The sequence below is a fragment of the Nitrobacter sp. 62-23 genome, assembly GCF_001897285.1.
Taxonomy (GTDB): Bacteria; Pseudomonadota; Alphaproteobacteria; order Rhizobiales; family Xanthobacteraceae; genus Nitrobacter.
Genome location: NZ_MKSM01000096.1, coordinates 63,186 through 88,569 on the forward strand (window position 1 = coordinate 63,186; position 25,384 = coordinate 88,569).

Genomic DNA, 25,384 nt, shown 5'->3' on the forward strand with positions numbered 1-25,384 from the left:
ATCTTCGCCTCGTAAACCGGCTGCCGGGGTGGTCATTTCCGCCGAGTGGCAGCGTTGCTGCGAACCGTGCCTTCCCGTGCGCACCAGGAGCGTAAATTGTGATGCAGAGCCCGGAACTCATCATCGCGGGGCGCAAGATCGGCCCGGACCATCCTCCTTACATCATCGCCGAACTGTCGGCGAACCATAACGGCAAGCTTTTGAAAGCGCTGGAGTTGATTGAAGCCGCCGCCGCTAGCGGCGCTGACGCGATCAAGATCCAGACCTATACGGCCGACACCATGACCATTCCTCACGATGGCGAGGAATTTTTGGTCAAGGGTGGCCTGTGGGACGGCTACGGGCTCCACCAGCTCTACCAGCAGGCTCACACACCCTATGAATGGCATGGGCAAATGTTCGCGAAGGCGCGCGAGCTGGGGATCACGATCTTCTCCAGTCCCTTCGACGAGACCGCTGTCGACCTGCTCGCAGGGCTCGATGCTCCCGCCTACAAGATCGCATCGTTCGAGGTGATTGACCTGCCGCTCATCAAATATGTCGCCAAACAGGGCAAACCGATGATCATCTCGACCGGTATGGCCAGTCTCGGCGAGGTTCAGGAGGCGATCGAAACGGCGCGTAGCAACGGCGCCGGCGGCATCGCGCTCTTGCACTGCACGAGTGCCTACCCGGCTCCGATCGAGGAAGCGAATGTGCGCACGGTGGCGCATCTCGGCCAGGCTTTCAACGCAGTGTCCGGCCTTTCCGATCATGCGCCGGGCTCTGCCGCCTGCGTCGCTTCGATCGTGCTGGGCGGCTCCATAATCGAGAAGCACTTTACGCTCTCGCGCGCAGACGGTGGTCCGGACGCAGCGTTTTCGCTCGAACCGCACGAGTTCAAGCGGTTGGTCGACGACTGCAAGTCGGCATGGTCGGCGCTCGGATCTGTCGATTATGGCCCCGTCCGGAGCGAGAAGGCCAACATGCGGTTTCGCCGTTCGATCTACGCAGTCAAGCCGATCAAGGCGGGAGAGCCTCTGACGAGCGAGAATATCCGCGTCATCCGGCCCGGCTTTGGCCTGCCGCCAAAGCATCTACCCGACGTTATCGGCCGCACCGCCGCACGCGACATCGCCTATGGTGAAGCACTGACGTGGTCAGCGATCGCGTGACGGTCCGCCATCCCGTCGCTAACGTCGGTTGAACAGAGTCCGGAAGAGATTAATCCCGGTCGCAAGCCGCATCGAGCACGGGAAATGCCTCTTTCGAAACCAGCATTGGCAGGTCATCTCGGAGAAACGACTTGAGATTTATGAAGAGGGGATCTTCTTCCAATCTGAAATTCGACAACGCCAGCGTCGCGCTGCGAAAATATTCTGCAGGAGCCCAACGCTTATCGGGAATCAAGATCGATTTGCTACGAAATCCCTGGAGCATGCAGTAGGAATAAGCCACTGCGCGCCGACGCTGCTCCGCCGGCATCGACCAATCCTTTCGCGACACATCTAACAGAATGCTCCTCAGAGCTTCCATGCTGGACGCCTCCTCGACAATACCGAGGCCGGAAAACTTGTCTTCGCCCGTCGCGATCATTCTATGTCCAGCCGCGGCCATTTCGTAGAGAACCGTTCCACGAACCGTGAGACCGGCATCGCAATACTTCATGGCCTCGCCGGCGCTGAGGGCGCCATCTGCAAATCCGACATTTCCGATGTCGGCACAGTATTCACGCAGCGTATCCCACGAACGCTTCCGGTCATAGCTGTCGTTCAGCGGGTGCGGCTTTATAATCAAGTTGAGATGCGGCAGTTGCCGCGCAAGATCGACGACGTCGACAACAGCTTGCCAGTAATCGTCCGAGAGTTGCTTTGGTCGCGTCAGCGGAGCGTCCTGAAACACATGCGCGAATACGCAGATCGTCCGATTCTTGGGGTTAACACCGCAGCTCTCAAGGAAGGCCTCGCGAGAAACTGACGGCTGCTCGACAACATCACGATTCAATAGCGGCTCGATCGTCCGCGCCAGCGTGCCTTCAACAGCGCCGCCGAACAGGTCAAGCCTGGGATCATCCAGTAGAGCTTGATCGAAAGCGTACCTTTTCAGCATCTCCTTCCAGTCGCCGGGAATACCGCACGACAAGTCGGTCAGATCCCGGTATCGCGTAACGGCAATCGGGATGTACTGTTCTACCAGGAATGTTGGCGCGCCGTGCATGGCCGCAAAGTCAGCCAGCTGTCCCGATCCCGAATAGCAAATGTGTCCCAATACACTCGCTCGGATCGGGGACTCTCCGAACATCATGGGAATAGCTTCGTAGTCAGCCAATACGAGCTTTGCAACTGCAATGAGCTCGTCGCTGAGGTTATCGATGGTTCCGACACCAAACCGTCTCAGAAATTCATTGTAAATCAGGAGGCCGCATCGTGGGGATCGCTGTTCTGACAGTGAGCGAATTGCTTGCCTGAGCGAGGATCCAGACTTGCCTTGCAGTCGCTTGCGAAGGTCACTCTCTGCATTGGCTGACCAAACCGGATCAGACAGGAGACGATTGCGAAATTCGGAAACATTGTAAAAGCGACTGACGCCAAACGAGCGGGCGAGCGCCCGGTTCGCTTCAACGTCTGTCCTTCGAACATCACTCCCTCGAACATCACCCTCTTGAATATCACCAAAGTCATCGGCGAAAATTCCGACGATTTCACCTCCCCATATGTGCTGTATGCACTTCGCAACGACACAATTTGCGAACAGGTGAAAGTGCACATTGTCATTGTGATAAAGGTCAAGTATCAAGATGCCGTCAGACGTGGGCGGGTTGGACTTGGGCGGGTCAGACTTGGGCGAGGTAGCGAATGTCCAGAATCGCCGGTTTTCTTCCAGAAACTCGCTAATATTCATGGCGTCATGCGATCCCGGCGATCTGTTTTTCAAATTTTTGATCGCGCAAACCAACCCGAAAAGATCACGTTCTATAGGCAGATCTCCATCTGAGGTCCAGTCGGCCTTGGCCCTGCCTGTCTTACTCCGAGACCAGACCTTGGATCGCTGGTCGAAATCTCAAAACAAAATAATTTAGGTCCTCAGGATTCGAGCGCGTGGGATAATCGTTCCATAACGTAATCCTGCTGTTCGGCGCTCAGGTTTGGATGAATAGGCAACGTCAGTGCGTGGTCGTAATATTTTTCGGAAGCCGGAAAGTCGCCACGGGAGAAGCCCAAGGCCCGGTACCAGGGTTGTAGATGGACCGGGATGTAATGGACGTTGACGCCGACACCTGAAGAGCGCATCGCCGCAAAAACCTCGGCGCGAGTACGTCGTACGGTTTCATCCAGTTCAATGACATATAGATGCAACGCCGAGAGAGTGCCCTCCGGCACGAACTGGCGAATCACGGGAAGACCAGCAAGCCCTTCGTGATAACGCGCCGCGATCGCCTGCCGCCGGGCGACGAATTCGGCGAGGCGATCAAATTGCCTCACGCCAAGCGCCGCCTGAATGTCGGTCATACGATAGTTGAAACCGAGCATCACCTGCTCGTAGTACCAAGGTCCTTCGGGAACGGCGGTCATATCGGCGGGATCGCGCGAAATACCATGGTTGCGCAGCAAGCGCATGCGATGGGCGATCTCGGCAGAACGCGTGGTCGCCGCACCGCCTTCTCCTGTCGTCACAATCTTGACGGGATGGAACGAAAAGACGGTAACGTCAGCGAGCTCGCTCGAACCGACGGGCCGGTTCTGGTAGTATCCGCCAACAGCATGGCTCGCGTCTTCAAGGATACGGAAGCCGTATCGGTCCGCCAGCCGGCGGATCGAGGCCAGATCTGCGGACGTACCGGCGAAGTCCACTGGAACGACAACCTTCGGCAAGGTGCCGTTGCGTTCGGCCGCTTCGAGCTTGGCGGCCAGTGCCTCGACGTCCATGTTTCGGGTCTTGGCATTGATATCGACGAAATCGACGGTCGCTCCGCAGTAGAGACCGCAGTTGGCGGAGGCTACAAAGGTGTTCGGCACCGTCCAGAGTCGATCAGCTGGACCGAGCCCGAGCGCAAGACAAGCGACGTGAAGCGCCGCAGTCGCCGAGGAAAAGGCGACCGCTTCAGGCGCGTCAACTGCACGCGCCAACGTCTCCTCAAATCTAGGGACCATCGGCCCCTGGGTTAGGAAGTCCGACCGAAGGACTTCGACGACCGCCTCGACATCAGAGCTCGAGATGTCCTGACGACCATAGGGAATCATGCCTTGGTCCGTTCATAAAATTCCCGGATTTGTTCCACAGAGTACAGGACGGGGTTTGTACCTGAGTTGTACTCGAAACCCCGCGCTACAGGAGCGCCAGTCTCACCGAGACGGTTCTCCAAGTAATCATATCCGCGATCGTAGAACTTGATCGTCGGCCGCATGACATAATGATCACTGAATTCAAGCGTCAAATGGCTATTATCCGCGGGGCACAATATCTCGTGCAGCTTTTCGCCCGGCCGGATACCAATCAAGTTCTGTGGCAGGTGCGGCGCCATCGCCGTTGCAAGGTCGACTATCCGGATCGACGGCAACTTCGGTACAAAGATTTCGCCGCCCTGCATACGTTGGAAGCACTTCAGAACGAAGTCGACGCTTTGCTGCAACGATATCCAGAAACGCGTCATGGCGATGTCGGTAATCGGCAATGACGTCGCGCCTTGCGCTATCAGTTTTTCGAAAAATGGAACGACCGATCCACGCGAGCCGGCAACGTTGCCGTAGCGCACGACCGAAAAGGCGGTACGGCGTTTGCCCGCCATATTGTTGGCCGCAATGAACAGTTTATCCGATGCAAGCTTGGTAGCGCCGTACAGGTTGATCGGATTAGCCGCCTTATCGCTTGAAAGCGCAACCACCAGCTCAACGTTGTTGGCAAGCGCGGCTGCCACAATGTTCTCCGCGCCATGAATGTTGGTGCGGATACATTCCATTGGATTATATTCAGATGCTGTCACCTGCTTCATAGCGGCAGCATGAACGAGATAGTCAATCCCACGCGTCGCTTCGATCAAACGCGCGCCATCACGCACATCGCCGATCAGCCAGCGAATGCAGGGCGCGTTTACTTCCTGCTGCATCTCGAATTGCTTGAGCTCATCGCGGGAATAGAAAACAAGGCGCGCCAAGTCGTAGCGCTCGAGCAGTATCTTCGCAAATTTGCGTCCGAAAGAGCCCGTACCACCGGACACAAATACGGATTTGCCGTTGAACACCTGGACCTCTCTTTACCTGGGAATGGCGTAACCGAAGTCCGCGCGATGTCAATGACGGGACAGTCAGACTCAATCAATGAAGCGGCAAGTGGTGGTGGGTTAGCCAAAATTTCACTATTAAGAGGATTGAATTCATTCTCTTCGAGGGGGTCGTCATGAAATTCGCCGTTATCCCCGCCCGTGGCGGGTCGAAACGGTGAAAAAGAGCATTCGCCCGTTCCACGGGCGTCCGATCATAGCATGGCCAATTTCGGCCGCGCATGACACCAGGATCTTCGACCGTGAGCTCGTCTCAACCGCCCACGCGGAAGCATCGCAGCCCGCACCCGAGGGTTTGTGGGCGCCGTCGCTTGGTTATCCAGATAAATCGAATCAGCCATCACCGGTTTTTCTTCGACTCAGTGTCGGACGTCAATGCAATTGCTGCAAGGCGTGAATAATGAATGGGGCGGCCGCCATCCCGCGCCAAGTTCCTTCTCGACAGTGACTGGGATAAGAAATGGGTCATGTCGCCGCAGGTTGATCTCGTGAGCCGTCATGTCGGGACTCGCAATCGTGTTTGCATGGCGCTGACCGCGGCGGTGGCGGGCGCGGGAAACTCCAACTCTGGACAATCGCAGACGCCCCCATGGCTACAGGCGAGGAAGGATCACGGCCGTTCCTGTTTTGATGGCCGATTGGCGGACGATGAAGTCCGAAAGAGTCCCCCGCTCGCAACCGTCACCCCACAGCGGAGGCACGATTGTCGCGTCACCGACAACACGTCAACCTGCGCGCGAACGTTGAAGCGCCCATGGCCGCGGCTGCTGAAACTGCGCCCTCGCCTTCCGGAATGCCTTATCCATCGCCATAAAGCGCTAGAGCATCGGCACGGCCAGCTTGGTGGGGTCTGGCGCAGTGGCGCAAGGTGTGAGGCACTGCTCGTCTTCGCCGTAAGCGCCGCAACTTACCAGTCGATTTGTAAGAGGCCATCGCTCATCGGCCGTCCGGGCGGAACACCGTGATCTTGCCGTTGGTCGCGTGTCGGATGAATGGTTACACCGGATCAGAGCGGCTTTGCCTCGGTAACACGAGCGAATCCGGATTCCCTATTCCACCAGCCGCCGCCGAGAGCCTGAAACAGCGCGACCGTATTGGCGAGTTGAGAAGCCTGCGCATCGAGGCGCGCAAGAGAGGTCTGCAGATAGGCCTGTTGCGCGGCGAGCAGAAGCGGCACGCTGATCTGTCCCTGATCCACCTGCTTGCGCAACAACGCGATGCTCTCCGATGCGGATCGCTCCGCATCTGTCGCGGCACTGATGGCGCGGGTACCGGCCTGAAGAGCCCGCAAGACGTCCGCGACGTTTTGAAACGCAGCAAGCACCGTGCTGCGATACTGAGCGAGAGCCTGATTGGTTTCCTGTTCCGCGGCGACCTGCTTGTTTTCCAGCGTTCCCGCATCGAAAATGGTTTGCGCCGCATTCCCGGCCAGCATCCAGAGGCCCGCTCCCGGTGTGGCCAGTTCTGCAAATCGGGCAGCCGCCGCGCCGACATTGCCGGTCAGGGAGATCTGCGGCAAGCGGTTGGCGATCGCCACTCCGATCATTGCGTTGCTGGAGCGGAGATTGGCCTCGGCGGCGCGAATGTCGGGGCGCTGTCTTACGAGATCAGCCGGCAAGCTGAGAGGAAGACGGCGCGGCATTCGAAACGAGCCAAGATTGAAAGTTTCGGCCGGTGCGTCGCTCGACAGGCGTCCGGTCAAAAACGTCAACAAATGACGCTGTTGCGCGAGCTGCCTTTCGAGCGGCGGCAACAAGAGCCTGGTCTGCGAAACCGCAGTTTCCTGCGCCGCAACGTCGGTCAGGGCGATCTGGCCCTGCTCCTGTTGCCGCTTCAAGAGTTTGAGAACCTCGGACTGCAGGCCCATGACCCGGCGGGTCGCCGCGATCTGTCCGCGCAACCGCCCTTCCTCGATCGCAGCAAGCGCGATGTTACTGGCCAGCGTCAGATAGACGCCTTCACGCTGGAACGCGCGCATCTCGGCTTGCGCGTCTGCGGACTCAACAAGACGGCGCGTGCCTCCCCAGACGTCGGCGACGTAGGAGACCGTGACCTGACCGGTATGCAGATTGAAAATATTGGCGCCGGACTCAAGAGGCGACGACAGATCGACCGCCACCTTTTGACGCGAGGATTCGAAATCTCCGGTCACGCTCGGAAACAGGGCGCCGCGCTGTGCCAGCGCGTTGGCCTGCGCCACCCTCACTGCTGCCTCCGCCGCCGCGAGATCGGCATTGTGTGCGATCCCGTCTTGCACGATTCGGTTCAGCGCCGGCGAGCGGAACAACTCCCACCACTGGGAAGGAATTTCCGCGCCGTGCACGAGGGGATGTCCCGGCACGCGATCTGCCGCCGGACCGGAAAGATATTTTGAGGTTTCGGGGGGTGCCTGAGGTTTGAAGTCAGGCCCCACCGCGCAGCCTGAGAGCACCTGCGAGACGAATAGCAATCCGGACAAGATCAGGAGACGCGCGGGGGATCGCGCGTGAGCGCATCCGCTCCCGCAAAAGCCGGACGCCAATGCTCTTTGCCAGCCTCCCCCCACAACTTTTCCTTTTCTATGATCGCCTGCCAGAGTCGGTTTTATTTTGCCGGTTCGAACGCCGATTCGGGAGCGTCAGCCACCATTCTTCGACGAGAAAATAGCGAGATCAAAGCCGGCAAGACAACGAGAATGACGAGCGGAGCAACCGTCATTCCGCCGACCACCACGACCGCCAGCGGTTTCTGCACCTGCGATCCGATCCCGGTGGACAGGGCGGCGGGCAGCAGGCCGATTCCCGCTATCACGCAGGTCATCAGGACCGGGCGCATCTGCGCTTCTCCGGCCCGTATGATCGCGTCGATGCGCTGCAGGCCGGAATCGATGAACTGGTTGTACTGCGACAAGATCAGAATGCCGTTCATCACGGAAATTCCGAACAGCGCGATGAAGCCGATAGCCGCCGAAACGCTGAACGGAATCCGCGCCAGGAATAGCGCAAAGACGCCGCCGATCACGGCCATCGGAATGACGCTCAGTGCAAGCAGGGTATCGCGCACGGAGGTGAAATTGATCCAAAGCAAAAGACCGATAATCGCGAGGCTCAGCGGCACGACGATCTGCAGCCGCCCGATCGCATCCTGCAGATTGCGGAATTCGCCGACCCATTGGAGTTGGGTTCCGGGTGGTAATTGCACCTCCCGTGCGATGCGCTGCTGAGCCTCCTCGATAGTGCTGCCGAGATCGCGGTCGCGAACGCTGAACTTGATCGGCAGGTAGCGCTGCTGCTGTTCCCTATAGATGTATGAAGGACCGCTCACGAGCTGGATGCGCGCGACCTCGCTTAAGGGGATCTGCGTGATTCCTTTGGGTCCGGACGCGCCGATCGTCAGCTTGCTGATGGCTTCCGCGCTCTGGCGATATTGCGGGGCGAGCCGGACGACGATCGGGAAGTGTCGATCGCTTCCCGGCTCATAGACATCGCCTGCTTCTTCGCCGCCGACGGCGGTCCGGATCGTCGAGTTGATGTCGCCGGGCGTCAACCCGTAACGCGCGGCGCGCTCGCGATCGATATCGATCTGGATGGTTGGCTGACCGAGCGATGTGAAGACGCCGAGGTCCGTTATTCCAGGCACGGTGGCGAGCACCGCCTTGATCCTGTCGGCGGTATCGGTCAGTTCCTGCAAGTCATTGCCGAAAACCTTGATGGAGTTTTCGCCCTTCACGCCTGATATCTGCTCGGCAACATTGTCCTGCAGGTACTGCGAGAAATTGAACTCGATCCCCGGAAATTCAGTCTCAAGCCTCGCCTGGATTTCTTCCGTCAGCTTTTCCTTGTCCACTCCGGCGCGCCACTGGCTGATCGGCTTCAGCGGCGTGAAGAACTCCACATTGAAAAAGCCGGCTGCGTCCGTGCCGTCGTCCGGGCGGCCGTGCTGGGTGACGACAGTTTCCACTTCGGGGAAGCTGCGGATCACCCGGCGCATGCGGTTCGCATAGCCATTACCTTCCTGAAGCGAGATGGTCGCCGGCATGGTGGCCCGGATCCACAAATTGCCCTCCTCCAGCTTGGGAAGAAACTCCAATCCCAGGAAGCGCATTGCGACGCCGGCCAGAATAAATAAAGCCAGCGCCAGAACGGCCGTCAACCTTCGATTCGAGACGGCTAATCGCAGCACAGGCCGGTAAAAGCGATGAAGTGTCCGCACCAGCCACGTCTCGGTTTCCTCGACATGCTCAGGCAGCAGAAGCGCGCTGAGCGCAGGCGTGATTGTGAATGTGGCAATCAATCCACCGGCAATGGCATATGCATAGGTCTTCGCCATCGGGCCGAAGATATGTCCCTCCACGCCGCTCATGGTGAAAAGTGGAATGAACCCGGCGATAATGATTCCGGTCGCGAACAGGATCGAGCGATTGACGCCGGTGGCCGCGCTATAAATGGCGAGCAGCCTTCCACTGAGCCCGGATGATTCGGCATCCCCCGATGAAGGAGCGGGCGCGTCATGCCCGAGTTGCCGGAATATCCGCTCCACCATGATCACCGTCGCATCGACGATCAGGCCGAAATCGATGGCGCCGACGGATAACAGGTTTGCGGATTCTCCACGCAGAACCATGATGCCGACGGCAAAAAACAGTGCGAACGGAATCGTTGCGCCGACGATCATGGCGCTGCGAAGATTGCCGAGAAACACCCACTGCAATGCGAAGATCAGTAGAATGCCGACCAGCATATTGTGCAGGACAGTATGGGTGGTCGTGTCGATCAGATCCTGACGATCGTAGATGCGCTCGATCCGCACGCCGGGCGGCAGAATGCCTGACGTATTGATGCGCTCGACCTCCGCTTTTACCCGCTCGATCGTCGGGGTGCTTTGCTGGCCACGGCGCATCAGAACGATGCCCTCGACGATATCGTCGTCATTGTCCTGGCCTGCAATACCGAGGCGGGGTTGATGGCCGACGATGACCGTGGCGACGTCGCCGACCAGAACCGGATTTCCGCCGGTCTGGGTCAGCATCGTATTCTTGATGTCGTCGACCGAGCGGATCAGGCCGACACCGCGAACCACGGCCGATTGCGTACCGAGATTGACGATGTTTCCGCCGACGTTCAGGTTGCTGCTGCGCAACGTCTGCAGCAATTGCGACAGTGTCAGATTGTGGGCGATGAGCTTGTCGAGATCGACCTGCAGCTCGAAGGTTTTGGTCTTCCCGCCCCAGCCGACGACATCCACGATGCCTGGAACGGCACGAAAGCGGCGCTGCAGAACCCAGTCCTGCAGAGTCTTCAGATCGAGCACGCTATAGCCGGGCGGACCGACCAGCCTGTAACGATAGATTTCACCGATGGGGCTGACCGGGCTGATGGTCGGCTGAACTCCGTCCGGCAATCCGGAGAGTTGCCCCAGACGGTTGATGACCTGCTGCAGCGCCTCGTCATAGGTGAAGTCATAGGTGAATTGCAGTTTGACGTCCGACAGCCCGTAAAGCGAGATCGTCCTCATCACCCGGAGGTTCGGCACGCCGGAAAGCTGCGTCTCGATCGGAATCGTGATGTAGCGTTCGATTTCTTCGGCCGAAAGTCCCGCGCTTTGGGTGATGACGTCCACCATGGGCGGAACGGGATCGGGATAGGCCTCGATGTTCAGGACTTTGAACGCAGCGAGACCGCCGGCCAGCGTCATGACGAACACAACCAGCATCAGAACGCGCTGTCTCAATGCAAACGCGACGACCGAATCGATCATTGCGGGCGGCCTGTATTCATCAGGTTTGTTTGGCGGTCGTCATCCGGTCAATGAACAGACTGCCCCGCGTGACGATCTTCTCGCCCGCGTGGAGTCCGTCCAGAACCTGGATCATCCGTTCGCTCGACTGACCGAGCTTGATCTGGCGTAATTCGACGGAGTGATCGTCGCCGACGACCCAGACGCGCGCATTGTTTCCTTCATAGATCACGGCATCGAGGGGCACGGCCGGCGTCGGCTTCCCGTCGCTGGTGACGATCGTGACGCTGGCAAACATCTCGGGCTTGAGCAGCCCGTCGGCATTATCGACGCTGGCGCGGACCAGTAATCGGCGGCTGTCGGGATCGATTCCCGGCGCAACGTAGTCGATCCGGGTCTCGAACACGCGGTCCGGCTCGGTCAGCACCTTGAATGTCAACCGCTCGCCGATCCGCACCTTGGCGACGTCGGTTTCGCGCACATAGGCCGCGATCCAGACTTTCGAGGTGTCTCCGATCAGGAATACCGGATCGCTGTCGCCTGCTCCCGCGCTGACATACTGTCCGGGTCCGATTTTGCGTTGCAGAACGGTTCCGGCCAGCGGCGCGTATACCGGAGCGTCCGGCGTGAGCGCGCCGGTTTTCTCGAACGTTTCGATCTCCGCATCGGTTTTGCCGACCAGTCGCAGCCGGTTGCGCGCGGCCTGAAGGGCGATCTCCGCCGAACGGGAATCGTTCTCCGCCGCGGTGAGGTTGGCCTGAGCCTCCTGCCATTCTCGCTGCGACGCTGCCTTGTCCTTCGCGAGGTTCGACATCCGTCGCTCGACGATCTGCGCCAGATTAACCTGGGAAACCGCCTTGTTCCGGCTCGCCAGAGCGACGACGAAATCCTTCTGGGCGTCAACGGAGTCCGCTGCCGCGATCACAAAGAGAAGCTGGCCTTTTTGAACCTCATCGCCGGGCGCAACCGTCAATTTCGTCACTCGTCCCGCGTAGGGCGCAAAGATACGGGTCGACAGGTTCTGATCGATTGCGACCTTTCCCTCGGTGCGGAATTCCGAGCGGAATGCCTGTTGCTCGATGGGCTGCACCGTCACGGCGCTCCATTGCGATGCGGTGAGGCGCAGCTTTCCGTCGGCTGACTTGATCTCGCTGTCCAGCGCTGAACTACGGGCGGCGCTGCCACGGTCGACCCTCAAAACGATCACAGCCGCTGCAATCATGATCGGAACGGTCAACAGGCCGATGACAGCCCGCGGGACTGCCCGCGTCCGCCAGAATGATGCCAGACGAAGCATTGCTTCGTGTCTCCACTTCCTCGTGCTCAGCTTGATATGCCGAGAGGCAGCCTGCCTCCCAAGGGATCGGCGACTTCGGTTCAAGACCTTGCCGGCTCAAGCGATTTTGCGAGCACGCATGATGAAACCTCGATCCGATGCACAGCATATCTGCTATAGGAGTTGCATCTTACGGCAGCCTTACAATGCTCTTCATGACACCGACCTTACACGGAACTTACAACACGAGATCGCGCAGGGTCGCGAAGGCAGCGGCATTAGCTCGTCCATGGCCCGCCGTGCCATCCGGCAGATCGAGGAGCCCGTCGTATCCATGAGGGTCCTGATCGTGGAGGACAGCGAAGAACTGGCTGACCTTCTGGCGAAGGGGCTGCAGGCGGCCGGCTACGAGATCGACCTTCTGGCCAGCGTTTCGGATGCGTCCAGCGTGCTTGGGACCACCCGTTATGCCGCGCTGATTTTGGACCTGGGCTTGCCGGATGGCGACGGGCTTTCGATCCTGCGCGAACTGCGGCATCGCAAGGATCCCATTCCGATTCTCGTACTCACCGCACGCGGCGGCGTGGAGGATCGGGTCAACGGTCTTCGGAGCGGAGCAGACGACTATCTCGTCAAGCCGTTCGCCTTCGATGAACTGGTAGCACGGCTCGAAGCGCTCCTCAGGCGCCCGGGACAGATGCTCGGCAGCACATTGCGTCTCTCGAACGTGACGTTCGATACCGATGGCCGACAGGCATTCGTCGACATGAAGCCTCAGAATCTTTCCGCCCGGGAGATCGCGGTCCTCGAACTGCTGTTGCGCCGCAAAGGCAGCGTCGTCTCCAAGAAACTTCTCGAAGACCAGATTTTCGGCCTGACCGGCGATGTCGCGTCCAATGCCGTCGAGGTCTATGTGCATCGCCTGCGCAAGCAGCTTCTCGATATCGGTGCGAAGGTCAAGATCACCACGATCCGGGGCGTTGGCTATGTGATGATGGAGAGCGACTAGTGGTCCGATTCTAACATTTGCATCCCGTTGCGGCAGGGAGTTCTTGCAAATGTTAGAATCAAAAAACCACTAGCAGCTATCAGGTTTCTGGTGGAGTTTTAAATTTGACATTCGCCTGACGGGTTTGCTGCAAAGTGGGTAGCGAATGTCAAATTCACTCCACTAGTGTGGCGGTTCAGAAGTTCACTTCATTTTCTCTGCGAGCGCTTCAAGCGAGCTTCCGAACTTGAACCACACCAGAATTATAAATTTTCTAGTGCCCTTTCGAATCTGAAGTTCGCTCCGGAGGGCGCTGCACAGTGAGGCGAACTTCAGATTTAGGGCACTAGGTGGCGCTGCAAAAATCCATTCTGTCGCGCATCGTCGCTCTTCATCTCGTGGCGGTAATTGTTGCGGCAGTTCTTTTGCGGTTCGTGCTGCACTGGTCGCTGGCGTCGGACATCGCAACACTTCAGTTGAACACGATGGCGGCTCAGATCGAGATCTTTGCCCGTCACCTGGAGCCGGCATCGAGGGGAGGATGGTCGCTGCATCTGCCGGATGGCGTCCGCGATCAATATTCCGACGCCTATGATCGTTACAGCTATGCGATCATCGACGACGCGGGCAAAGTGATCTTTTCATCGCATGCGAGCAAGCAACCGCTCTTTGCTATCGATCCGGATGCGACCGGAATTGTGCCGTACCGGGCGCGAACCCCGCGTGGCGCAAGGACCATCGCGGGAGCCAGCGCGCGCAAGGATATTGACGGCCATCCTGTCTGGATCCAGGTCGCAGAGAAATTGTCGCATCGCGACGTGATCGTCGACGATGTTCTCGCTAATTTTCTGCGGCAGGTAGTTTGGATAATCGTTCCCGTTCTGCTTCTCCTGCTCGTTGCCGACACCATCATTTTCCGCCTGGCGATGAGGCCGCTGCACCGGGCATCGGACCGCGCGAAGCATATCAGCCCGACGCGCCTTGATGTCCGCCTGCCAACCGACGACATGCCTCCCGAAATCCTGCCTCTGGTGAAAGCGGTCAATCAGGCTCTCGATCGGCTGGAGCTTGGTTTCCGAAGCCAGCGCGAGTTCGCCGCTGACGCGGCGCATGAATTACGGACGCCGCTCGCGATTCTCCGCACGAGAATTGAAACTCTCCCGCACAGCGAGGCGAGCCGCGCCCTGGGACGCGACGTCGAGAACATGAGCCGGGTCGTCAGTCAGTTGCTCGATGCGACGGAGCTGGAGACAGCGGTGGTCGATCCGGAATCCGTTGCTGATCTCCACGAGGTTGGTGTTGAGATCGCGGAATTCATCGCCCCGCTCGCATTGAAGCGCGGAAAGAGCATCGAATTGATTGGCGTGGATGAGCCCGTTCTCATCGTGGGAAACGCGGAGATGATCCGGCGCGCGACGCGTAATCTCGTCGAAAATGCTCTCCATCACACCCCCGAAGGCACTACCATCGAAATCGTCGTTGGACAGGACGGGTCGATCAGCGTGATCGACAACGGCGACGGAGTGCCGCCGGAGAATCGCGAATCGATTTTCAAGCGTTTCTGGCGACAATCCACGCGTGCGAGCGGAGGCGCAGGGCTGGGGTTATCCATCGTCAAAAAGATTGTCGAAGCCCACCATGGAAGCATCACAGTTGAGGACGCCCCCGGTCGCGGCGCCAGATTCATCATGCGCTTTCCACTCCTGCTCGCATGAGACTTTGCCGCGAAGCGGGAGGAACTTACGCATAAAGGAAAGCCGGCCCGGTTTGACGAGCAGGGTCGTCAATGCCGCAACGAACGCGAGGCTGCGGAAGACCGCTGCGACGAGGAACCGTGGACGTTGATTGAAGTTTTTCTAGCATCAACGGACTCCATAACGGAGTTCCGCCTGCAACCGGCCGATTATGACGCCAGGACCGTCGAAGCCCTGATGGAAAATCAGCAGGCGTTTGAAGCGATTCGCAGCCATATCGACGAACTGCTTGACGACGCCCGTCATCGGTAACGAATAGGATCGGTGACGGCATGGAACAATGGAAAGCGTCCATCCAAAGGACTAGATTACGCGACATGCTGGAGCAGCTTGGATCGGACCTATGGTTTGCGGATGGCGGAGTCGTCTCGTTCAAAGGCTTCGACTATCCGACACGCATGGTCATCGTGCGGCTTGCAGATGGAGGGCTTTGGTTATGGTCGCCGGTCGAAAAGACCGCCGCGATCGAAGATGAGATTCGATCGCTGGGACCTGTCCGGCATATCGTCAGCCCCAACAAGCTGCACTATCTGTTTCTAGGCGAGTGGCAGACCGCTTTCCCGGATGCGAGTTTGTGGGGTACGGGGGAGACAGTCGCCAAGTGCAGGGAACTCCGCTTCGCCGGGATACTGGCCGACGACCCGCCAGCCGAATGGAAAGGACAGATCGACCAATTCTGCTTCACCAATTCGCCTTTCGTGCACGAACTGATCTTTTTTCACCGCGCATCACGCACCGCCATCATCGCCGACCTGTCGCAGACCCTCAGCGAAACGTTCCTGAAACGCCATTGGCCTTGGTGGATGCGACCAATCGCAAGACTTTCGAAAATGGTCGAGGGGTGGGGCTATCCGCCGATCGACTATCGGATAAGTTTCCGCAACCGCGCCAGCGCGCGCCCGAAGATTCGTGAGCTCATCGAGAAACACCCCGAGCACGTCGTCGTGGCGCACGGAGAAATTGTCAGGGCGGACGGCGAATCCTTTTTGCGACGTTCCTTTTCGTGGTTGCTTCGATAGCACTAACGAGGAGAAGCCAGACGCTGCGTCGCTTTTTGGCTCCCGTAGCGCCTGACTTTTCCATTCCGTTGTCCTGCCCTGACGTGGTCAGCCGGGCGTGCGCCACCGCAATCTCGATCGGCTCAAACGTGCCTGCCAGCGATCGCGGCCCGCTGCCATGGTGGTGGCAAGGCGCCTCGCAACACGTTTCGACAAGCTGCTCGCCGTCATGGGTTTCGTCAAACTCGCCGCTATCGCAATCCGGCTCAGATAGTTAGGTCGTCAGTGTATCGGCGCCGAACCTCCGTGCTTCACTGTGTGCGGAGATAGCGCGAGCGATGTCATCGATCCAACGATCACGAATACGTCGATATAGGCAAACAGCACTGCCTGTCCTTTCAAAATCTGCCCGATCAGGCGGCCGCTCGGCGCTCCGCCGCCGAGGATAGGAACCAGCCAATGGCTCGGCGGTTCCGTTGCGGAGCGCTATGCCGAGTCATAGCCGCCCGCTGCACGATAAAGGCCGGAGGCGAGCGGAGCCGGATGTCGATCCAACAGGAAGACGCCGCTCAAGCAGCTGTAGACCATCGGTTCAAATATCGACACGCGCGTCCCACAGGTGATGAACGCGAGAGGAACACCCGCTCACCTGAAACGTTCGACACATTGATATCAGGCCACCTGTGTGAGGTTTAAGGGAGAGCCAACGATGCGTACCGTCGGTGATTTTGTCGTTGAAAGGCTCTCGTTGTGGAAGGTTGACACGGTTTTTGGCTATCCCGGCGACGGCATCAACGGCGTTTTCGGCGCACTGAACCGCTCGGATGGGTTGATCGACTTCATTCAGGCGCGCCATGAGGAGATGGCGGCTTTCATGGCGTCCGCCTACGCCAAGTTTAGCGGGCGGATCGGCGTATGCATTGCGACGTCGGGACCGGGCGCCTCGCATCTGGTGACCGGGCTATACGACGCTCTGCTCGATCATCAGCCCGTGCTCGCTATCGTTGGTCAGCAGGCGCGCAACGCCCTTGGCGGGCATTATCAGCAGGAACTCGATCTGGTCTCGATGCTGAAGGATGTCGCCGGTGCCTATGTTCAGCAGGCGTCATCGCCATCCCAGGTTCGGCACCTGGTCGATCGGATCCGCGCTGGATCGTCTGTGTTTTCAATAATGAAGACCTTAACCAGGTGACCTGGGAGCAACGGGTCCTGGAAGGCGATCCCAAGTTTGAATCCTCGCAAAAGATTCCCAACGTGTCGTATCATCGCTTTGCCCAATTGATCGGCTTGCGCGGCATCTTCGTGGACGACCCCGAACAGATGGGCCCGGCGTGGGACGAGGCGTTGTCGAGCAATATTCCGGTCGTGCTCGAGGTGAAGACAGATCCGGAGGTACCGCCGCTGCCGCCGCACATCACGATGCAGCAGGCGCGCAACTTCAGCCTGTCGTTGCTGAAGGGAGACCCCAGCGAACGGCGGACCTTCTCCGGCGCGGTGCGGCAGGCTTTGGCGGCCGTGCTGCCGTCGGAGAAATGATGGAGCGCAGCAGGGGTCGCGCGGAGGCAGCGATGGGATATCCCTTCAACGTTCGCAGAAAAGCGTTCGCGGGTTTGCTAACGCTCCCTCTCATCTGCGCGATGATAAGTCCGGCGGATGCGGCTTTGTTGAGCAAGGATATCGCCGCCGTAACGGCCTCGCCCCGGCCCGGTGCGCAGCTTCCGCTCGACGTTACGTTGACGGACGGTGATACGTCCGCTGCGCTCAGCCAATGGCTGGAAGGCAAGCCCAGCGTTTGGATCGTCGCAGACTTCACCTGTCGTTCGCTTTGCAGCCCGGTTCTGCGAACCATGACCGATGTGCTGGGTAAAACCGGGTTCGTGCCGGGAAAAGATTTCAGCGTGCGCGTGCTCGGGCTTGATCCGAAAGACAGCGACGCCGATGCGTCGGCGATGAAGGCGGCGCAAGTCGGGACCTCCGGTCCGATAGCAGAGCACACGCACATGTTGCGTGGAACTGCCGAGGACATCGCCAGAATCACCTCGGCTTTCGGATTCAGCTCCATTTACGATCCGGCGCTTGACCAATATGCCCACCCGGCGGCCGCATTCACGGTGACGGCCGACGGCCGCGTCAGCCATGCGCTTTCGGGTTTTGGGCTTGATCCCGCCGACCTGAGACTTGCGCTTGTCGAGGCGGGCGACGGTCGGATCGGGAGCGTGGCCGATCAAGTGCGTCTGCTATGCTACGGCTTCGATCCAAGCCATGGGTTTTACAATCTGGCGATCGGTCGCGCGCTGTCGATCGGCGGTGGTGTCATGGTTGCGCTGCTGGCCGGATTTCTGGGTTTCATGTTCAGGCACGAGCGGCAGGTGCATTGAGACCGACGGCCGTATCGCCAAGCTTTCGCGTAATAACAAGAGTGAATGCACTCGCTATGAAAAGTAGCGCGGCGATATTCGCGAATGGCAGAAGCATGACGTTGAGATTGTCAATCTCCGGAAAAGCGAGCAGCGCGGCTTCGGCTCCGCGCAGTATTAAGGTCGCGGTGCATATCGCGAACAGCCAACGTCGGTCGCGGCGCACTCGGGCGGAGAGAAGTAAGAGGAACGGGACGACGAACTGGCCGATGGCCAGTAAGGCCGTCACATATTGCCATCCGTTTTGTGCGCGATCGAGATACCACGTCACCTCGTCTGGGATGTTTCCGGCCCATATGACGATGTATTGCATCGCATGGAGATAAGCCCATAGCAGTAGCGTGCCCAGGAACAATCCGCCATAGCCGCGAGTGGAATGGATGCGTCGGTAAGAACGCAATCCAAAAGCCAGAACGAACGCCAGCGAGGACATCAGCGTGAAACTGACGAAGAGCAACCCATAAATCGAGGAGTGAAAATCCGCGTTCAACGATTCGAGCCAGTCGATCCCGGCGAGCGATATCGTCAGCGATGCGACGATAAGGGTGGCCGATGCCGCCCGGTTCATGCGGGCCGAATCTCCCCATGCGCGAGTAAGCCAGGCGCCGAGTACGAACCAGATTGAGAAATAGGCGATCGTCCGCAACGCAAACGCCCACGGCGCCAGATAGGCCGCCCTGAACGCAGGAGCGGCGGCGCCTGCCGCGACCGGATAAAGCAGCGATTGTCGGAGCAGAACGGGAATAAAAAGCACGCCGCACAAGGGTAATGTTGCCGTCATCGCGGCGAGGATGGGGGGCAGGTCGTGGGTCCATGTGCGGCGGACAAGATATGTCGTCGGCAGGATCAGCAGTCCGCCGATCGGGATCGCGGCGAGCGTGATCCAGCCGACCAGATAGGCCGCCAACGTCGTGCGCGGGTCGATGATCGCGCCGAGGCACAGGCAGGTAAGCGTGGCTACGCCGATGATGGTTGCACGGAGCCGGATTGTGCTCATTTCCGGTCCTCCACCAGTTTTGCCTTCTCGTTGTCAGGGACATCCGCCAGCGCAGCGTGACGGCTCAGTTGCAGCGCGCGAATGTAGGCGACGATCGCCCAGCGATCCTGCGGTGATACGCGCATGGCGTAGGAGTACATCGCGCCGTATCCCCGGGTGATGACCTCGAAGAAATGCTGGTCGTCGGCCGCCAGCAACCGTGGATCGTTATAGCTGGTCGGGTGCGGCATCCCGCGCTGAACGATGCGGCCGTTACCTTGGCCGGTTCGGCCGTGACAGGGCGAACAATAGATGTTGAAGCGATCCTGTCCGCGTGCCAGCAACGCCGCCGTGAGTTGCGGCTTCCGTTGGGTCGCCTCCTCTCGGGCGGCGGCGTCCTGTGCCACGGTCCCTGAGGGAGGAGGCCGCATTGCGCTGCCGCCAAGTTGCGGCAGCGTTGAATAGCTGCGACCGGCCGGCTGCTCCTCCATGTTCTGGTCGCATCCGGCCAGAAGAACCGCCAACGCGAAGGCCGCGGCGGCGGCTTTCACGACGGCACCAACGCGATGCTCACCGCTCCAATATCGCGCAGGAAGCGGGCGGTGCTCTCCCGATCGAATTGCCTGTCTTGGGCTTTGATGCAAAGGAAGAAGCGATCCTTGCTCGCGAGATGGAATCTGGGAGCGTTGAAGATCGGATAGTTCAACCGCGGCAGGCGGTTCAAAACCAACAGCCCGACGAAGAGAAACAGCACGGCGAACAGGATCGTCAGTTCGAAGATCACCACCGCGTAGGCGGACAGCGGATAGAGCGGGCGACCGCCGACATTGAGCGGATAGTCATAGCTGACAAAAGCTTGCATCCCGAACGCGAGCAGAAAGCCGAAGATGCCGCCCGCCAATCCGAGCCACGCCGGCCGCGAATCCCTGATGCGCATGATGCGCGCCAGTCGCGGAAGCGGAAATGGCGTGAAGGCATCGATATTCCGATAACCCGCCTGGCGCACCTGTCGCGCGGCTTTGACGATCGCATCCTCGGTGGCGAACTCGGCGACAAAACCGTAGGGCGTGTCAGCCATCATGCGCCTCCCGTTCGTCCAGAAGCGTTTTCTCGGTTTCGAAAATCGAGATCACGGGAATGAACCGGATCGCCAGCAGGAACGGCACCAGGAAAAGGCCGATGGTGCCGAAATAAGTCGACCAGTCCCAGAACGTCGGCGTGTAGTGGCTCCATGACGAAACCAGAAAATCGCGGTAGAGCGTGGTCACCAGGATCATGTAACGCTCCAGCCACATGCCGATGATCACCGAAACGGAAACCAGCAACAGCGCCCAGCCGGTTCGCCGCACCGCGCGCCACCATAGCAATTGCAGCGGGACAAAGTTAAAGACCACGGCGCCCCAATAGAGCCAGGCATAGGCGCCAGTGGTGCGGTCGAGCAGCGTTTGCAAGTCGTGGGGATTGCCGCCGTAGAGGACATCGACGACCTCGAACACGTAGCCGTAACCGGTCATCAGTCCGGTCGCGAGCAACACCTTACCGAGCACGTCGAAATGCTTGCGCGTCACGAGGTTTTCCAGCCCGAACATCGCGCGTAACGCCACCGCGATCACCGAGACGACGGCAAAGCCCGAAAACGCGGCGCCGAGTACGAAATAGGGCGGGAACAGCGTCGAATGCCAACCGGGCAACTGACTGGCTGCGAACAGCAGCGAGATTTCGCTATGCACGGAGACCACCAGTGGCACGGCGATCGCCGCCATGATCCGATAGGTTCGCGACCAGCGGTGCCAGTGGATCGTCGAGCCGCGCCAACCGAGCGCGAGGATGCCGAGGAACACCTGCCAGCCGCGCCGCGTCGCGCGGTCACGGGCGTTGGCGAGATCGGGGATCAGCCCGGTGTACCAGAACAGCACGGAGACGCTAAGATAGGTCAGCACCGCCCAGATGTCCCATTCCAGCGGACTGCGGAATTGCGGCCAGACGCCCATCGTCGCCGGATAGGGAAACATCCAGTAGAGATACCAGGGGCGGCCGAGGTGAAGCACCGGATAGATGCCGGCACACACCACGGCGAACAGCGTCATGGTTTCGGCGAAGCGGTTAAGCGAGTTGCGCCACTCGCTGCCGGTGAGCAACAGAAGCGCCGAAATCAGCGTCCCGGCATGGCCGATGCCGAGCCACCAGACATAGTTGTGAATCGCAAAGGCCCAGGTGACCGGAACGTTCAGGCCCCATATGCCGACGCCGCGGGTAAACAGTTCGATCACCGAGACGATAAACAGCATGAGCAGCGCGACCGCGACCGCCATCGCGATCCACCATTGCCGCCGTGCGGGAAAGTGCAGCGGTATGCCGGTCAGTTGCCTGCTGACGTCACCGATGCTCTGATCGGTCGGCAAAATGTCGGTTGCCGAGGCCGTCATGTTCGGTCGTCCTCACTGTCCGGGCCGTCATTCCACTTGGCCAGGTAGGTCGTGCGCGGTCGCGTCCCCAATTCATCGAGCAATACATAGTGACGGCCGCTTCGGCGCAGTTTTGAAACCTCCGAATTGGGATCGTTGATGTCTCCGAACACAATCGCGCGGGTTGGGCACGCGGCTTGACAGGCCGTCACCACGTCGCCGTCGTGCAAGTCGCGATTGTCCTTGTCAGCCGCGACGTGCGCCGCCTGGATGCGCTGGGTACAATAAGTGCACTTCTCCATCACGCCGCGCGAGCGGACCGTGACATCCGGATTATGGACCGGTTCGACGGGCGCTTCCGGCGTGTTGCGATAATCGAGGTAATTGAAGCGCCGTACCTTGTAGGGGCAGTAGCTTGAGCAGGTCCGCGTGCCGATGCAGCGGTTGTAGACCATCTGATTGATGCCTTCGGGGCTGTGCACGGTGGCATGAACCGGGCATCCCATTTCGCAGGGCGCATCCTCGCACTGCATGCAGGGGACCGGCTGGAAATAGCTGCGCGGATTCTCGACATCGCCGGTGTAGTAGCGCGCGATCCGCAACCAGTGCATTTCGCGGCCCATCTCCACCTGGGCCTTGCCAACCACCGCGACGTTGTTCTCAGCCGTGCAGGCCGCGACGCAGGCGTTGCAGCCGATGCAGGAATCGATATCGATCACCATGCCCCAGGCGTTCTTCGCGGATGGATATGGCGGATAGAGACTCGGTTGCGGTGACGGAGCGGGCAGGCTGGGTGATGCGGCGCTGACTTCGCGAACGAAATCGAACCCCTCCATCCGGTGATGCATCTGGGTGATCGCGAGGGCTTCTCTGCTGTCGAGCTTTCGAACGGAACCTTTCGTCGTCCACGGCGTCGCCGCCGGGCGCACGGCATAAGCGTTGTAGCCGACCCCGTTTCCGACACGGCCTGCATTCTCGCGACCGTGGCCAAGCCAGAGCCCGATGGTGTTGTCAGCCTGACCCGGCATGATCCAGGCCGGACCCAAAACCTTGCGGCCGTCGATATCGACCTCAAGCAGGTCGCCGTTTTCGACGGCGAAGTCGCGCGCCCACGCTGGCGGAACGGCAATCACGTTGCCCCATGTCAGCGTCGTCAGCGGTTTCGGCAATTCCTGGAGCCAGCCGAGATTGGCGTAGCGCCCATCCCAGACGGTCGGGTCGAGACGAAATACGATATCCAACCCGTCGACGTCCGACGGTGCCGGTTCGGTCCAGCCGGAGGCCGGTTTCGCCTGGGCCTGAGCGGTGCTGCCTGCGACAAAGCCGTCGCGCAACGCCTTCTTCCATTGCGCGTCGAAGGAGTCGCCGAATGCGTTCCGCCACGTTTCCTTCACCAGCGCATCGGCCTCCTCGTCTCGTCCGAACATCATCGCCAGGATCTGATGCCGCGATCGGACGTCATAGAAGGATGTAATGACCGGTTGGATGATGGTGGCAGTGCCATCCACCGCGCGCGCATCGCTCCAGCTTTCCAGATCGTGGGTCAGCGGGAGCTGCCAGTTGCAGCGATGGCCGGTCTCGTCGCGATAAAGACCGATGTGGATCGAGGTCTTCACCTTCGATAGCGCGTTGACGAAATCGAGCGAGCCCGGTGCGGTGTAGACTGGATTGGCATCGAGGATCACCAGCGTATCCACCTGCCCATTGTCCATATCGGTGACAAGTTCGCCGAGCGACGCCACATCGATACCGGGATTGGCGACCGGCGGGGTCAACTTCAAGGTTTGTCCGGATGCGCCGATGGCGTCGTTGATGCGCGCGGCCCAACGCGCCGTCTGCGAACCGGTTCCGAGGCCCGCCGTCACCAGTGCCCCGCCTTTCGCGCCGTCGATCGCCGCGCCAGCGCGCGCCAGCCAGTGACGTTCTTGCTCGGAGAGATCGGCCGCCGATGCACCCGCAACGCCAAGCCGGGCGGCGAGCGCTTCGATCAGATGCGACATCCGGGACGGAGCGGCGCGAAGGCGATGCGACGCAACCGCGCCGGTGGCTCCCGGAATGCTGTCGGCGCAGTAGAGATGAATGCCCGGCACATCCGTGCGACGGCGCGCCTGCGCCCATTCGATCGCATGCAAAAGCTGGCGTGGGCCGGGACCGAGAAAGTCATCGTCGAAACTGACGACAACGGAGCAGGCATCAAGCTGATAGTGCAGGTCGAGAGGCTCGCCGTAGGCTGCAATGGCATTGGCGATCCGCTCACGCTCGCCCGAGGCATCGTGAACATGCAACTGCGCGGCCGGAAACTGCGATTGGAATTCTTTGATCTGGCGCGCCAATGTCGGCGAGGTTGTTTGCGACAGCAGCAGGCGAAGCCGTTTTCCGCCGTCCTTTTGCCAGTCTTGGCGCTGCGCCGAGAACATTGCGCCGACATCGGTCCATGTGACGGGCGCGCCGGCGCGGGTCGGACTTTGCGCGCGATCCGGGTCATAGAGCTGGAGCACGGCGGCCTGCATGAACACATCGCTGCGTCCTAGCGTTGCCGGATGTCCGGGAAGTCCATCGAGCTTAGTCGGACGGCCGTCGTAAGTCGTCGCCAGCACCGGCTGGGCGTATCCATTCAGAGTGACGGCGGTTGCGTAATAACGTGGCACACCGGGCAGAGCGGCTTCCGGCTGGTCCACATAGGGAATACCGGCGACGAACGGGCTTTTCTCGCATCCGGTCAATCCCGCGAGGGCAAAGGATGCCGCCATGATCTTGAGAAAGTCGCGGCGTGCGGTTGGCGGAAAGGTTGCGGCGACGGGAAATTCGGCCGCGATCCTTTCGGCAAAGGCGGCATCGCCTGCCAGTTCCTCGATGCTGGTCCATTGTCTCGGCGATGTCGTCATCGGTGGCACACGTAGCAATGGGTCAATTCGCCGAACCGGATACCAACATGAGCTGCGATCTTGCCGCCGGGATCGCGCGGGTTTCCGGCCGGCTTCCAGGTCATGTCGGTAATTCTGTCCGCCGGGCGAAGGTTCGGCGTCGGATCGCGATGACAGTCGAGACAGAACTGCATCGTGAAGGCATGGGCGCGGTAGGTGAGCGGCATCGTGTCGATCCGGCCGTGGCAGGTGACGCAACCGACGCCCTTGGCGATATGAATATCGTGACGAAAGAACACGTAGTCCGGCAATTTCGCGACGCGGACCCAGCGCAGCGGTTTGTTCTCGACGAGGCTTTGGCGGACTGGTTCGAGCATCGCGGCGTTGGTCCAGATCTGAGAATGGCAGGTCATGCAGGTCGCGGTCGGCGGCAGCCCGGCCTTCGGGCCTTTCTCTACGTCCGCGTGGCAATATCGGCAGTCGATCCCCAATTCCCCGGCATGATGGCGATGGCTGAAAGGCACCGGCTGATGCGGTGCATTATCGATCGATGTGACATAGGCCGACCTCGCAAACCCGATCGCCCCGACGACACTCCCGCCACAGACCGAGAGAAATCCCACCACGGCAAGCCGTAGCCAGGTATCGGCCGCAGGCGAGAATATCTGGGTCATGCTGTGTCTCGGCATTCCAACCTCTCGGAAGCCGTTGCGTTCCAGTCGAGGAACAACCCG

Annotated in this window: 17 protein-coding genes and 3 pseudogenes; 7 read left to right on the forward strand and 13 right to left on the reverse strand. The window is 59.8% G+C overall.

Translation table 11 applies throughout. The features are described from left to right. The first annotated feature begins 101 nt into the window (after positions 1-101). Positions 102-1,154, forward strand: coding sequence for a pseudaminic acid synthase (gene pseI / locus BGO16_RS08940; RefSeq protein WP_292618317.1), 1,053 nt, complete (start codon positions 102-104; stop codon positions 1,152-1,154). Positions 1,155-1,203: 49 nt separating this feature from the next. On the opposite strand, the gene BGO16_RS08945 is transcribed toward pseI, so the two are convergent. The 6 genes from BGO16_RS08945 to BGO16_RS08970 form a co-directional block, all read right to left on the reverse strand. Further along, positions 1,204-2,880: a hypothetical protein gene (locus BGO16_RS08945; RefSeq protein WP_292618319.1), complete on the reverse strand. Its 1,677-nt coding sequence runs from the start codon at positions 2,878-2,880 to the stop codon at positions 1,204-1,206. Between the two features lie 182 nt (positions 2,881-3,062). Beyond that, positions 3,063-4,220, reverse strand: coding sequence for a UDP-4-amino-4,6-dideoxy-N-acetyl-beta-L-altrosamine transaminase (gene pseC / locus BGO16_RS08950; RefSeq protein WP_292618320.1), 1,158 nt, complete (start codon positions 4,218-4,220; stop codon positions 3,063-3,065). Continuing rightward, a complete protein-coding gene (gene pseB / locus BGO16_RS08955) occupies positions 4,217-5,218 on the reverse strand; it encodes a UDP-N-acetylglucosamine 4,6-dehydratase (inverting) (protein ID WP_292618321.1) in 1,002 nt (333 codons plus the stop codon). The genes pseC and pseB overlap by 4 nt, the downstream gene beginning before the upstream one ends. 1,045 nt (positions 5,219-6,263) lie before the next feature. After that, positions 6,264-7,802 carry an efflux transporter outer membrane subunit gene (locus BGO16_RS08960; protein ID WP_292618323.1) on the reverse strand — a complete coding sequence of 513 codons (1,539 nt, stop codon included), beginning with the start codon at positions 7,800-7,802 and terminating at the stop codon, positions 6,264-6,266. A gap of 38 nt (positions 7,803-7,840) precedes the next feature. Further along, positions 7,841-10,993, reverse strand: coding sequence for a CusA/CzcA family heavy metal efflux RND transporter (locus BGO16_RS08965; protein WP_292618324.1), 3,153 nt, complete (start codon positions 10,991-10,993; stop codon positions 7,841-7,843). 19 nt (positions 10,994-11,012) lie between these two features. Continuing rightward, a complete protein-coding gene (locus tag BGO16_RS08970) occupies positions 11,013-12,269 on the reverse strand; it encodes an efflux RND transporter periplasmic adaptor subunit (RefSeq protein WP_292618325.1) in 1,257 nt (418 codons plus the stop codon). 313 nt (positions 12,270-12,582) lie between these two features. On the opposite strand from BGO16_RS08970, the gene BGO16_RS08975 reads away from it, so the two are divergent. The 3 genes from BGO16_RS08975 (at position 12,583) to BGO16_RS08985 (ending at position 16,009) form a co-directional block, all read left to right on the forward strand. Next, on the forward strand, positions 12,583-13,257 hold the full coding sequence (locus BGO16_RS08975) for a response regulator transcription factor (protein WP_292618382.1): 675 nt from the start codon (positions 12,583-12,585) through the stop codon (positions 13,255-13,257). Between the two features lie 329 nt (positions 13,258-13,586). Continuing rightward, positions 13,587-14,951: an ATP-binding protein gene (locus BGO16_RS08980; protein ID WP_292618326.1), complete on the forward strand. Its 1,365-nt coding sequence runs from the start codon at positions 13,587-13,589 to the stop codon at positions 14,949-14,951. A 311-nt stretch (positions 14,952-15,262) separates the two neighbouring features. Then, a complete protein-coding gene (locus BGO16_RS08985; RefSeq protein ID WP_292618327.1) occupies positions 15,263-16,009 on the forward strand; it encodes a DUF4336 domain-containing protein in 747 nt (248 codons plus the stop codon). A 42-nt stretch (positions 16,010-16,051) separates the two neighbouring features. Here the strand turns inward: BGO16_RS08985 and BGO16_RS08990 are convergent. Beyond that, positions 16,052-16,175, reverse strand: a pseudogene (locus tag BGO16_RS08990) (IS256 family transposase); the annotation flags it as partial. A 3-nt stretch (positions 16,176-16,178) separates the two neighbouring features. Between BGO16_RS08990 and BGO16_RS08995 the strand changes: the two are divergent. From BGO16_RS08995 to BGO16_RS09005, 3 genes and pseudogenes are all read left to right on the forward strand, one after another. Then, positions 16,179-16,262 (forward strand): annotated as a pseudogene (locus BGO16_RS08995) (IS5/IS1182 family transposase); the annotation flags it as partial. A gap of 435 nt (positions 16,263-16,697) precedes the next feature. Continuing rightward, positions 16,698-17,524, forward strand: a pseudogene (locus BGO16_RS09000) (thiamine pyrophosphate-binding protein). A 128-nt stretch (positions 17,525-17,652) separates the two neighbouring features. Beyond that, positions 17,653-18,366, forward strand: coding sequence for an SCO family protein (locus BGO16_RS09005; protein ID WP_292618328.1), 714 nt, complete (start codon positions 17,653-17,655; stop codon positions 18,364-18,366). Here the strand turns inward: BGO16_RS09005 and BGO16_RS09010 are convergent. The 6 genes from BGO16_RS09010 to BGO16_RS09035 are packed head-to-tail and all read right to left on the reverse strand — an operon-like array spanning position 18,341 to position 25,324. Beyond that, positions 18,341-19,402, reverse strand: a complete 1,062-nt coding sequence (locus BGO16_RS09010) for a hypothetical protein (RefSeq protein WP_292618329.1) — start codon at positions 19,400-19,402, stop codon at positions 18,341-18,343. The genes BGO16_RS09005 and BGO16_RS09010 overlap by 26 nt on opposite strands. After that, on the reverse strand, positions 19,399-19,932 hold the full coding sequence (locus tag BGO16_RS09015) for a cytochrome c (protein WP_292618331.1): 534 nt from the start codon (positions 19,930-19,932) through the stop codon (positions 19,399-19,401). Before BGO16_RS09015 ends, BGO16_RS09010 begins: the two co-directional genes overlap by 4 nt. Further along, entirely contained in the window at positions 19,929-20,459 is a 531-nt protein-coding gene (locus BGO16_RS09020) for a DUF3341 domain-containing protein (protein WP_292618332.1), read from the reverse strand. Before BGO16_RS09020 ends, BGO16_RS09015 begins: the two co-directional genes overlap by 4 nt. Beyond that, positions 20,452-21,807: an NrfD/PsrC family molybdoenzyme membrane anchor subunit gene (nrfD, locus tag BGO16_RS09025; RefSeq protein WP_292618333.1), complete on the reverse strand. Its 1,356-nt coding sequence runs from the start codon at positions 21,805-21,807 to the stop codon at positions 20,452-20,454. The genes BGO16_RS09020 and nrfD overlap by 8 nt, the downstream gene beginning before the upstream one ends. After that, the gene (locus BGO16_RS09030; RefSeq protein WP_292618334.1) at positions 21,804-24,671 is read right to left on the reverse strand and encodes a TAT-variant-translocated molybdopterin oxidoreductase; all 2,868 of its coding nucleotides are present in this window, start codon (positions 24,669-24,671) and stop codon (positions 21,804-21,806) included. The genes nrfD and BGO16_RS09030 overlap by 4 nt, the downstream gene beginning before the upstream one ends. Then, positions 24,668-25,324 (reverse strand): cytochrome c3 family protein, encoded by a 657-nt coding sequence (locus tag BGO16_RS09035; protein ID WP_292618335.1) that lies wholly within the window; start codon positions 25,322-25,324, stop codon positions 24,668-24,670. The genes BGO16_RS09030 and BGO16_RS09035 overlap by 4 nt, the downstream gene beginning before the upstream one ends. Between the last annotated feature and the right edge of the window lie 60 nt (positions 25,325-25,384).